This is a genomic window from Pseudonocardia xinjiangensis (assembly GCF_012911925.1).
In the GTDB taxonomy this organism is placed as follows: Bacteria; Actinomycetota; Actinomycetes; order Mycobacteriales; family Pseudonocardiaceae; genus Pseudonocardia; species Pseudonocardia xinjiangensis.
In genome coordinates, this window is sequence record NZ_JAAXKY010000203.1 from 1 (window position 1) to 10966 (window position 10966).

Annotated in this window: 10 protein-coding genes; 6 read left to right on the forward strand and 4 right to left on the reverse strand. The window is 72.5% G+C overall.

Annotated features, from left to right (window positions below):
- A partial coding sequence (locus tag HF577_RS39490; protein ID WP_281359939.1) for a metal-sensitive transcriptional regulator occupies positions 1-324 on the reverse strand: 324 nt, incomplete at its 3' end.
- Between the two features lie 197 nt (positions 325-521).
- Complete coding sequence (gene ilvA / locus HF577_RS34405; RefSeq protein WP_169400191.1) at positions 522-1769, reverse strand: threonine ammonia-lyase IlvA; 1248 nt, start codon at positions 1767-1769, stop codon at positions 522-524.
- Positions 1770-1946: 177 nt separating this feature from the next.
- On the opposite strand from ilvA, the gene HF577_RS34410 reads away from it, so the two are divergent.
- On the forward strand, positions 1947-3083 hold the full coding sequence (locus tag HF577_RS34410) for a glycoside hydrolase family 3 N-terminal domain-containing protein (RefSeq protein ID WP_246267832.1): 1137 nt from the start codon (positions 1947-1949) through the stop codon (positions 3081-3083).
- Between the two features lie 8 nt (positions 3084-3091).
- Here HF577_RS34410 and HF577_RS34415 read toward each other — a convergent pair whose 3' ends face one another.
- On the reverse strand, positions 3092-4093 hold the full coding sequence (locus HF577_RS34415; RefSeq protein WP_312859568.1) for a Gfo/Idh/MocA family protein: 1002 nt from the start codon (positions 4091-4093) through the stop codon (positions 3092-3094).
- A gap of 251 nt (positions 4094-4344) precedes the next feature.
- On the opposite strand from HF577_RS34415, the gene HF577_RS39980 reads away from it, so the two are divergent.
- Entirely contained in the window at positions 4345-5478 is a 1134-nt protein-coding gene (locus tag HF577_RS39980) for a glycosyltransferase (protein WP_211175288.1), read from the forward strand.
- An 81-nt stretch (positions 5479-5559) separates the two neighbouring features.
- Here the strand turns inward: HF577_RS39980 and HF577_RS34425 are convergent, their stop codons facing one another.
- The gene (locus HF577_RS34425; RefSeq protein WP_169400186.1) at positions 5560-5907 is read right to left on the reverse strand and encodes a UBP-type zinc finger domain-containing protein; all 348 of its coding nucleotides are present in this window, start codon (positions 5905-5907) and stop codon (positions 5560-5562) included.
- Between the two features lie 117 nt (positions 5908-6024).
- Between HF577_RS34425 and HF577_RS34430 the strand changes: the two genes are divergently transcribed.
- Genes HF577_RS34430 through fahA form a run of 4 tightly spaced genes read left to right on the forward strand, consistent with a single transcriptional unit; the run spans position 6025 to position 10964 of the window.
- Positions 6025-6987: an MBL fold metallo-hydrolase gene (locus HF577_RS34430; protein ID WP_169400187.1), complete on the forward strand. Its 963-nt coding sequence runs from the start codon at positions 6025-6027 to the stop codon at positions 6985-6987.
- Complete coding sequence (locus tag HF577_RS34435) at positions 6984-8588, forward strand: FAD-dependent monooxygenase (protein ID WP_169400188.1); 1605 nt, start codon at positions 6984-6986, stop codon at positions 8586-8588. The genes HF577_RS34430 and HF577_RS34435 overlap by 4 nt, the downstream gene beginning before the upstream one ends.
- Entirely contained in the window at positions 8563-9771 is a 1209-nt protein-coding gene (locus HF577_RS34440) for a homogentisate 1,2-dioxygenase (RefSeq protein ID WP_169400189.1), read from the forward strand. Before HF577_RS34435 ends, HF577_RS34440 begins: the two co-directional genes overlap by 26 nt.
- Entirely contained in the window at positions 9738-10964 is a 1227-nt protein-coding gene (gene fahA / locus HF577_RS34445) for a fumarylacetoacetase (protein WP_312859569.1), read from the forward strand. Before HF577_RS34440 ends, fahA begins: the two co-directional genes overlap by 34 nt.
- Positions 10965-10966: the final 2 nt, after the last annotated feature.

A 10966-nucleotide genomic window follows, 5' to 3' on the forward strand; every position in this document is an offset into this window, starting at 1 on the left:
CTGCAGGTAGACCTCGTAGGGCTGGCCGCCCCCGCCGAGCTCCTCCGCGTAGGGCAAGCCGAGCAGGCCGGCCTCGCCGAGCCTCGCGAACAGGCCGTCCGGGTAGGTCTCGGCGCGCTCGTGCTGCACGACGCAGGTGGCGAGGTGTTCGTCGAGCAGTTCCAGGGAGAACGCCTGCAGCGCTTTGGTGGCCGCGGCGACCTGGGTGAGGACGTCGATGCAGTACTTGTCCTCCTCGACCATCCGCTGCAGCCCCCGGATCTGCCCCTCGATGCGGCGTAGCCGCTTGAGGTAGGCGTCCTTGTCGCTGCTGTAGCTGGCCATGTGTCGAGGTTAACACCCCCTGGGGGTACTGAACCAGGAGCGTGTCCGCGGCCGCGGAACCCCCCTCGGTCCCGCGGCCGCCGACCCGCACTCTGTTCGTACCGCACGAGGTATGCCCACGTCACGGGTCTGGACGTTGCAATATGAGACGGACCGTTTCGCTTTGACCCGGCCGGGTGAGCCGGCGGCCGCTGGCGTCAGACCAGGAAGCGGTATGCGGTGGTGCCCGGCGCCACCAGCTGGATCTTCAGCGGGCTCGCCTCCATCCGCTTCCACAGCGACTCGTACCCGTCGCGTTCGGACAGCTCGATGCCGCAGAGGGCGGCGCCGGTCTCGCGGTTGTCGCGCTTGATGTACTCGAACAGGACGATGTCGTCGTCGGGGCCGAGCACCTCGTCGAGGAAGCGACGCAGCGCGCCCGGCTCCTGCGGGAACTCGACGAGGAAGTAGTGCTTCAGCCCGCGGTGCACCAGCGAGCGCTCGACGACCTCGGAGTAGCGGCTCACGTCGTTGTTGCCGCCCGAGAGCAGGCAGACGACGGTGTCGTCGGGACGCAGGTCGAGCCCGTCGAGGGCGGCCGTGGCCAGCGCGCCCGCGGGTTCGGCGATGATGCCGTCGACCTGGTAGAGGTCGAGCATCTCCGTGCACACCCGGCCCTCGGCGACGCTCATGAACTCCGCACCGCAGGCGCGGGCCAGCGGGAAGCTGACGTCCCCGACCCGGCGGACCGCGGCACCGTCGACGAACGTGTCCAGCTCGGGCAGCGTCGTCGGCCCCCCGGCGGCCAGTGCCGCGGCCATGCTCGCCGCGCCGGCGGGCTCGACGCCGACGATCCGGACCTCGGGATGGTGGGCCGCGAACCAGCCCCCGACCCCGGCGAGCAGCCCGCCGCCACCCACGGGCACGACGAGGACCTCGGGCGCGCGGCCCAGCTGCGCCACGATCTCGATGCCGACGGTGCCCTGCCCGGCGATCGTGCGCACGTCGTCGAAGGCCGGGACGACGGTGGCGCCGGTACGGAGGGCGTGGTCGGCCGCGGCCGCCGCTGCCTCGTCGTAGGTCTCCCCGCCCACCACCAGCTCCACGCTGTCGCCGCCGAGCGCGGCGATGCGCTCACGCTTCTGGCGCGGCGTCGTGCTCGGGACGTGCACCCGGCCGCGGATGCCCAGCTGCCGGCAGGCGTACGCCACGCCCTGCCCGTGGTTGCCCGCGCTGGCGCACACCGCACCCGCGGCGCGCTCGGCGTCGTCGAGCTGGGCCAGGAGGTTGTAGGCACCGCGGAGCTTGTACGAGCGTCCGACCTGCAGATCCTCGCGCTTGAGCCACACCTGGCAGCCGGTTGCGGCGGTCAGGCGCTCGTTGTGGTGCAGCGGGGTCTGGAGGGCGACGCCGGTGAGCCTGGCGGCAGCGGCGTCGACGTCGGAAGCGGAGAACACCTGGTCGATACTCCCCCTTCTGCGCCCGGCCGTGTTCGGAGGGTCCGGTCGAGGGCGTCACATGCGGACCGGAAGTCGTCGTCGACCTACACTTCCCGGCGTTCGTTATCAATGCAAACGAGGAAAGCGGGGAACCGGGTGCGGCATTTTCGACGGTCCTGGTGGTATGCCGGAATTCTGCCTCTCATGATGTGCGGAGCCACGGCGTGCGGGGCCACCAACGGATCAGCGAATGCCGCCGACAACTCGGCCCGCCCGGTGGCCTCGGCGACACCGGTCGCGTCGGCGGCGCCGGTGACCTCGGCGCCCCCGGTGGCCCCGCTGACCCCACGGCAGGCCGCGGGCCAGCGCATCATCTACTCCTATCCCGGGCTGGTGCCGCCGCAGACCCTGCTCGACAGGATCCGGGCAGGCGAGGCCAGCGGCGTGATCTTCTTCAGCGACAACGTGTCCACCCCGAAGCAGATCACCGGGGTGGTGCGCCAGTTGCGCGACGCGGCCGCGAAGAGCCCGCTGAAGGGACCGCTGCTGCTGATGACCGACCAGGAGGGCGGGAAGGTCCGCCGCCTGCCCGGCGGTCCCGCGGCGTCACTCAAGGCCGTCGGGCAGTCCGCCGACCCTGACTCGGGAGCGTCGGCGGACGGGCGCAGTGCGGGCCAGGACCTCTCCGGCATGGGGCTGAACGTCAACCTGGCGCCGGTGCTGGACGTCTATCACGCATCGGGGGACCTGATGGACCAGGTCCAGCGGTCGTTCAGCCAGAACCCCGCCCTCGTCGGGCGGCTCGGCGCCGACTACGTGAAGGCGCAGCAGGCCGAAGGCGTGGCCGCGACCGTCAAGCACTTCCCGGGCCTCGGCCCCGCGGCCGCGGCCGAGAACACCGACCTGCGGCCGGTCACCCTCCCCGTCCCGCTCGACACCCTGCGGAACGTGGACGAGGCGCCCTACCGGCAGTCGGTCTCGGCCGGGGCGAAGCTCGTCATGCTGTCCTGGGCGGTCTACCCCGCGCTGGACCCCACGCGGCCGGCCGGTCTGTCGCCCGTGGTGCAGCAGGAGCTGCGCTCCCGTACCGGCTTCACGGGGGTGACGATCAGCGACGCACTGGAGGCCGGTGCTCTGAAGGCCTACGGCGCCACCGGCAACCGCGCGGTGCTCGCCGCGCAGGCGGGCGCCGACCTGATCCTGACCGGGTCGCGCAACGTCCAGCAGGGCGACGACGCGGCGGCCGCCCTGGCCACCGCGCTGTCCGACGGGAAGCTCCAGCAGGGTGCCTCCCAGGCCGCGCTGGCCAGGATCGACGCGCTACGCGCCGGCCTCCGGTAGCCGTCCCGTCACAGCCGGGTGCGGGGGCGCAGGTCGAAGCCCGCCGCCTCGTAGCAGGCGTCGATCAGCTCGGCCGTCGTCACGGCGTCGTCGGCGCCGGTGGGCAGCGGCGCGCCGTCGCGCACGGCCGCGGTGAACGCCTCGAGCTGGTAGGCGTAGGACGGGCGCCTGCCCAGCTCCTCCAGCCGCTCGACGCCGTCGACCGTCACCAGCACACGGTCGTCGCGGTGCGGGAGCACGAAGTTGAACGCGCTCACCTCCCCGCGGCTCCCGACGAGCCGGGCGGTCATGCGGATGTCGTCGGCCGCCATCGAGCAGCGCATCGTGCCCGTGGCACCCCCGGGGAACTCCAGTTCGGCGTCGACCCACTCGTCCACGCCGGGGTGCCCGGCGCGCTCCGCTCCGTCGGCGCCGGTCAGGTACGGCTCCCCGCCCGCCCACGGGGCGAGTGCGCGGTGCAGGTGCAGGCCGTAACAGCCGACGTCCATGAGCGCCCCACCGGCGAGCGGGAAGGACCAGCGCGGGTCGGTGTCGGCCGGCGCGGGGATCATCATGTCGACCTCCACCCGCTGCAGCTCTCCGATCTCACCGGACGCGAGCACCTCCAGCAGCCGGCGGGTGACCGGGTGGTAGAGGTAGTGGAACGCCTCCATCACGATCACCCCGGCACGTGCGGCGGCGTCCCGCACCTCCCGCGCCTCGTCGGCGTCGCTGGCCGACGGCTTCTCGGTGAGGACGTGCTTGCCCGCCGCCACCGCGGCGAGGTTCCACGGCCCGTGCAGACCGTTGGCGAGCGGGTTGTAGACGGCCTCGACCTCCGGGTCGGCGAGCACGTCGGCGTAGGAGTCGAGCACCCGCTCCACGTCGTGGGTGACGGCGAACGCCTCGGCCCTGGTGCGGTCGCGCGCGGCGACGGCCACGAGCCTGGTGCCGGTGAGGCGGGCGGGGGCGACGATGGAGGCCTCGGCGATGCGGGCAGCACCGAGAACGCCGATCCGAAGAGGTTTCACGGCTAGATCCTGCCCCGGCGGCAGATGCGGCTCGGCCCCGCCCCAGGTTCAGGAAAGCCACTTTCAGGTCCGGAGAGGGCAGGAAAGTGGCTTTCCTGAACCTCTCCCGGGGGTTGCGCGCGCAATCCGCGCGAAAACGGACGCGCTTTTCCGATGGGTTATGTTCGCGCAATCACGACCTCGGGGGTGCCGTGCGCGTTCTACTGACGAGCCAGCCTGTGTACTCCCACCTGGTGCCGATGGTGGTACCGGTGGCACAGGCGCTTCGCGCAGCGGGTCACGAGGTGGCGGTTGCCACCGGGCCGGCGCTGACGGACGACGTCCACCGAGCGGGGCTCCGGCATCTGGTGATGCCGCGGATGCTCGGGCCGGAGGAGCTGATGGCCGACCCGGAGCTGGCGCGTCGCATCGGCCTCGACCGGGAGCTCGCGCCGTCGCCCGATGCCGTACCGATGGAGCCCGGTGAGGCGTTCGGACGGCTGTTCGCCGGCCTGATCGCGGTGCGTGCGGCCGAGGACATGCTGGAGGCGGCACGCGGGTTCCGCCCGGACCTGGTGGTGCGGGAGGCCACCGAGTTCGGAGGGCACCTCACGGCCGCGGTGCTCGGCGTCCCGTGCGCCACGCTGGACATCGCGCCGCTGGCGGGTGTCCGCCACCCCGGCATGGTGCCCGTGCTGAACGGGTCACGTGCGGTGTTCGGCCTGCCCCCGCTCGACGGGCTGGCGGGGCTGCTGCCTGAGCCGTGGATCAGCTGGCTGCCCGAGTCGTGGTACCCGGACGACATCCGCGCCACGGTGCGCTCGTACCGGGCGCCCGACGCGGCCCCCGAGGTGCTCGACCCGGCGATCGTCGCCCTCCCGGTGGACCGGCCGCTCGTGCTGGCCGCCCTGGGCAGCAGCACCGGGGTCGCGCTGGCGCCCGAGGCGTCGCCGCTGCCCCGCATCGTCGAGGCCCTCGGCACCGTGCCCTGCACCGCGGTGGTGGCACTCGGGCGCGGCCTCGACCCGTCCGACTGGACCGGTCCACGGCCGGCCAACGTGCACCTGACCTCGTTCGTGCAGCAGCGGCTGCTGCTCCCCGCCTGCGACCTGTTCCTCACCCACGCCGGGTTGAACAGCGTCCGCGAAGCGCTGGCCGCGGGAGTTCCGATGGTCGCGGTGCCGCTGTTCGCGGAGCAGCCCGCCAACGCGGAACGGCTGGCCGAGGCAGGCGTGGCCGTCGCGCTGGACCCGACCGGAGTGGACGCGTCGACGGTCGCGGCGGCGTGCCGCGAGGTGCTGGAGGACACGTCGTTCCACCTGGCGGCCCGCGGCTTCCAGCGCCGGATCCTCGGCCTGCCCGGCGTCGACCGGTTGGTGGCGGACCTGACCGCGCTGGTGGCCTGACCTGGCCCCCACGCCGGTTCAGGAAAGCCACTTTCAGGTCCGGAGAGGGCAGGAAAGTGGCTTTCCTGAACGTCCGGGCCGCTAGTGGATGTGCTGCTGCCAGTCCGCGGGGACCCGGTCGCGGGGGCCAGGGACAGTCTGGTCCGCGGGCCGGTGCTGGGGTTCGGGCAGGTCGGGGCCGTCGAGCATCTCGTTGCTGCTGTAGTCCCAGTACCAGGACTCGCCGGGCTCGAAGCTGCGGACGATCGGGTGTCCGGTGGCGCGGAAGTGCGCGGTGGCGTGCTGTCGGGGCGAGGTGTCGCAGCACCCGACGTGGCCGCACTGGGCGCACCGGCGCAGGTGCACCCACCAGCCGCCGTCCCGGTCGCATTCCACGCACCCCGGTCCGCTGGGTGGCACAGCCGGGTCGATCCCGTTCGGTGCGGACATGCGCAACTCCTTCTCGATGGCCCGACGGGCCCATCATGGACCGACACACGGTTCCCGTGCCGACCGGAGCCGGGTAGCGTCCGAATGGTCAAAGGTTTGATCGAAAGGGAGGCCCCGATGGCCGCGAAGCCGTTCGCATCGTCCACGGACCTGTCCGCGAAGCAGCAGACCCTCGAGGTGCTCGCCGACGGGGTCTACGCGCTGACGGCGGAGGGCGATCCCAACATCGGCGCCGTCGAGGGCGAGGACTTCGTCGTCTGCTTCGAGGCACTCGCCACCCCGGTCGCCGCGCAGAAGTGGCTGGCCCGCCTACGCGAGCACACCGACAAGCCCGTGCGCTACCTCGTGCTCAGCCACTACCACGCCGTGCGGGTGCTCGGGGCGTCCGCGTTCGACGCCGAGGTGATCGTCGCGCACGAGAACACCCGGGCACTGGTGGCGGAGCGCGGCAAGGAGGACTGGGCGAGCGAGTTCGCCCGGATGCCGCGCCTGGCCGAGGGCGCCGACTCGGTGCCCGGCCTCACCTGGCCCACCCTGACCTTCTCCGACCGCATGACGATCGACCTGGGCGGTGACCGCGGCGACCTCGTGCTGCAGTACTGCGGCCGCGGGCACACCGAGGGCGACATCGTGGCCTGGCTGCCGCGGCACCGAATCCTGTTCGCCGGCGACCTGGTGGAGGCCGAGGCGGCGCTCTACACGGGCGACGCGTTCCACCGCGACTGGTCGACCACCACGCTCGACCGGGTCGCGGCCATCGGCGCGGACACTCTCATCGGTGGCCGGGGCGGGGTCAGCCGTGGCGCGGCCGCCGTCGGGTCGGCCATCGACCAGACGCGGTACTTCCTGCAGGTGATGATCCGCGAGGTCGGCGGCGTGCAGGAGCGCGGCGGCTCCCTCAAGGAGGCGTTCGAACGCACCCACGCCGCGCTCGTCGACCAGTACGGGCACTGGCCGATTTTCGAGCACTGCCTCCCGTTCGACGTCTCGCGCCTATGGGACGAGCTGTCCGGTGTGGAGCGCCCCATCATCTGGACGGCGGAGCGGGACCGCGAGGTCTGGGAGCAACTGCAGTCATGAAGCCGGTCGTCGTCATCGGGAACGGGCCGGTCGGCCAGACCGCTGCGCTGCTGCTCGCCCGCTGGGGCCTGCCGACGGTGGTGCTCGACGAGCGCCACGTCCGTGATCTCGTCGGGTCGAAGTCGATCTGCCAGCATCGCGACGTCCTCGACATCTGGGACTCCGTCGGGGCCGGTGCCCGGATCGCGGCCGAGGGCGTCACGTGGACCACCTCGAGGACGTTCCACCGCGGCACCGAGCTGTTCAACCACACCTTCGTCGACGCCGGCAGCTCGCCGTTCCCGCCGTTCGTGAACATCTCGCAGTCGCGCACCGAGGAGATCCTCGACGAGTACATCGCCGCCCAGCTGCTGATCGACGTGCGCTGGGGGAAGCGGGTCGTCGGGCTCCGGCAGGACGCCGACGGCGTGACCGTCACGTGCGAGGACGGCACGGAGGTGGAAGCGTCGTTCGTCGTCGTGTGCGCGGGGGCCCGATCCGACGAGCTGCGGGCTCTGCTCGGCGTCAGGTTCGAGGGACATTCCTTCGACGACCGCTTCCTCATCTGCGACATCCGCACCGAGCTGCCCGAACAGGCCACCGAGCGGCACTTCCACTTCGACCCCGAGTGGAACCCGGGCCGTCAGGTGCTGATGCACCCGTCGCCGGACTCGACGTTCCGGATCGACTGGCAGGTGCCGCCCGACTTCGACCTCGACGACGAGATGCGTTCGGGGGCGCTGGACCGGCGTATCACGGCGGTGATCGGCGACCGCCCGTACGAGATCCTGTGGCAGTCGGTGTACCGGTTCCACGCGCGCTGCGTCGACCGGATGCGCGTCGGGCGGGTGCTGCTGGCCGGGGACGCCGCGCACCTGGTGGCGCCGTTCGGGGCGCGCGGGCTCAACTCCGGGGTCCCCGACGCCGAGAACGCCGCGTGGAAGATCGCGTTCGTCGCCCGTGGCTGGGCACCACCGGAGCTGCTGGAGAGCTACCACGACGAGCGGCACGCCGCCGCCCGCGAGAACCTCGCGGTGACCAGCGCGACGATGGACTTCCTCGTGCCCCGGACCGCCGAGCAGGCCGCGTACCGCCGCGACGTGCTCGAGCGCGCCCGGCACGACCCCGCCGCTCGCGCGCTGGTCAACTCCGGGCGGCTGGTGGAGCCGTTCTGGTACACCGACTCGCCACTGACGACGCCCAGCCCCAGCCGCCCGGTCGGCGGCCGACCGGCGAGCGGTGCCCTGCAGGACCCCGGTCCCGGAGTCCTGGCGCCCGACGCTCCGTGGGACGTCTCCCTCCGCTTCCGGGTGCTCGCCCGCGAGGGGTTCCTGCTGCTGCTGACCCCCGGCGCCGACGTGTCGGCGGCGCGCACGGCGGCGGAACGCATCTGCGCGCCGGTGCGTGTCGTGGAGCTCGTGGACGGCGACCCCACCGGTGTGCTGGCCGGGGCGCTGGCCGTGCGGCCGGGTGAGGTCTGGGTCGTCCGCCCGGACGCCTACGTCGCCGCCGTGCTGGAGCAGCCGACGTCGGACACCATCGAAGCTGCGCTGCGCCGTGCGCTGGCCGGCGCCACCGACCGGGAGGAGAGCGAGCATGGCGTACTACCGACGGTCAGGTGAGGTGCCGCCCAAGCGGCACACCCAGCACCGGACGCCCGACGGCGGCCTCTACTACGAGGAGCTGATGGGGGAGGAGGGCTTCTCGTCGAACTCGTCCCTGCTCTACCACCGGGGCATCCCGTCGGCGATCGTCGACGCGACCCCGTGGGAGCTGCCGAACGTCGACACGACGGCGAACCACCCGCTGGTCCCGCGCCACCTGAAGCTGCACGGCCTGTTCCCCGGCGAGGACTGGAAGGCCGTCGACGCCGTCACCGGGCGGCGGCTCGTGCTCGGCAACGCCGACGTCCGGATCTCCTACGTCGTGGCGGGCGAGGCGTCACCGCTCTACCGCAACGCCATCGGGGACGAGTGCGTCTACGTCGAGTCGGGGGCCGCCACCGTCGAGACGGTGTTCGGTGCGCTCGACGCGCGCCCCGGCGACTACGTGCTGCTGCCCCGCGGCGCGACCCACCGCTGGGTGCCGGTCGACCCGGGCGACGGCGCGCCGCTGCGGCTGTACGTGATCGAGGCGAACTCCCACATCGACCCGCCGAAGCGCTACCTGTCGCGCTTCGGTCAGCTGCTGGAGAACGCGCCCTACTGCGAGCGCGACCTGCACGGTCCGGCCGAGCCGCTGCTCGTCGACGGCACGGACGTCGAGGTGCTGGTCAAGCACCGCGGCAGCCGGGGGATCACCGGCACCCGCTACGTCGTCCCCACCCACCCCTTCGACGTGGTCGGCTGGGACGGGTGCATGTACCCCTACACGTTCAACGTCGCCGACTTCGAGCCGATCACCGGCCGGGTGCACCAGCCGCCGCCGGTGCACCAGGTGTTCGAGGGCGACGGCTTCGTGGTCTGCAACTTCGTGCCGCGCAAGGTCGACTACCACCCGCTGTCGATCCCGGTGCCCTACTACCACTCCAATGTGGACTCCGACGAGGTGATGTTCTACTGCGGCGGGAGCTACGAGGCCCGCAAGGGGTCGGGGATCGGGCAGGGCTCGATCTCCCTGCACCCCGGGGGCCACAGCCACGGCCCGCAGCCCGGAGCCTACGAGCGCAGCATCGGGGTGCAGGAGGTGGACGAGCTCGCCGTCATGGTCGACACGTTCCGGCCGATGGAGCTCGGGGAGGGCGGCCGGGCCGCCGAGGACCCGGGCTACGCGTGGACCTGGTCGGGGCGGGGGCCGGCCTCGTGATCGAGCTTCCGGTCAGCACGCTGTACGGCCCGGCGAACCTGCCCTACGGCGTGTTCTCCGCCCCGGGCGACCCACACCGCCGGATCGGTGTCGCGATCGGCGACCAGGTGCTCGACGTCGCTCCTCTCGCGGACTCGCACGGTGCCGCCGAGCTGGTGCCGCTGCTCGCCGGGCCCGTGCTCAACCCGCTGCTGGGAGCAGGTCGTCGCGCGTGGACCGAGCTGCGCGAGCGTCTCGTCGAGTGGGTGCACGGACCGGCGGACGTGCTGCGGCCCCACCTCCTGGCGGCCGCCGACGTGCAGCTGCACCTGCCCGTGGAGGTCGGGGACTACGTCGACTTCTACTCCAGCGAGCACCACGCGAGGAACGTCGGACAGATCTTCCGGCCCGGCTCCGAGCCGCTCTCGCCGAACTGGAAGCACCTCCCCATCGGCTACCACGGGCGCACGGGCACGATCGTCGTGTCCGGCACCGACATCGTCCGGCCCTGCGGGCAGCGCCGCGGCGAGGACGGCCCGGAGTTCGGACCGTCCGCCCGGCTCGACATCGAGGCCGAGGTCGGGTTCGTCGTCGGCACGGGCACGCGGATGGGCGAGGCGGTCGCGGTCGGCGACGTCGCCGAGCACGTGTTCGGGCTGTTCCTGCTCAACGACTGGTCCGCCCGCGACATCCAGGCCTGGGAGTCCACGCCGCTCGGGCCGTTCCTCGGCAAGTCCTTCGCCACGTCCGTCTCGCCGTGGGTGGTCCCGCTGGACGCGCTCGAGGCGGCCCGCGTCGCCCCGCCGCCCCGCGACCCACCGCTGCTGCCCTACCTGCGCGACGTCGACGACCGCGGTCTCAACCTGGAGCTGGAGGTGGCGCTCAACGGCCACGTCGTGTCCCGCCCGCCGTTCGCCACGATGTACTGGACGGCGGCGCAGCAGCTCGCGCACCTGACCGTCAACGGTGCGTCGCTGCGTCCGGGTGACGTCTTCGCGAGCGGCACCGTGTCGGGCCCGGAGAAGGAGCAACGCGGGTCACTGCTGGAGCTGAGCTGGGGCGGCACCGACCCGATCCCCCTCCTCGACGACGCCACCCGCACGTTCCTCGAGGACGGTGACGAGGTCACGATCACGGCCACCGCGCCGGGGACGGGCGGGATCCGCATCGGCCTGGGCGAGGTCCGCGGCCGCATCCTCCCGGCCCGCCCCTGACC

What these genes read in the sequence shown, in the direction of transcription:
- HF577_RS34430 (WP_169400187.1), top strand. Translation starts at nt 6,025, where the DNA reads ATGGCCGCGAAGCCGTTCGCATCGTCCACGGACCTGTCCGCGAAGCAG.
- HF577_RS34440 (WP_169400189.1), top strand. Translation starts at nt 8,563, where the DNA reads ATGGCGTACTACCGACGGTCAGGTGAGGTGCCGCCCAAGCGGCACACC.
- HF577_RS34435 (WP_169400188.1), top strand. Translation starts at nt 6,984, where the DNA reads ATGAAGCCGGTCGTCGTCATCGGGAACGGGCCGGTCGGCCAGACCGCT.
- HF577_RS34410 (WP_246267832.1), top strand. Translation starts at nt 1,947, where the DNA reads ATGATGTGCGGAGCCACGGCGTGCGGGGCCACCAACGGATCAGCGAAT.
- HF577_RS34425 (WP_169400186.1), bottom strand. Translation starts at nt 5,907, where the DNA reads ATGTCCGCACCGAACGGGATCGACCCGGCTGTGCCACCCAGCGGACCG.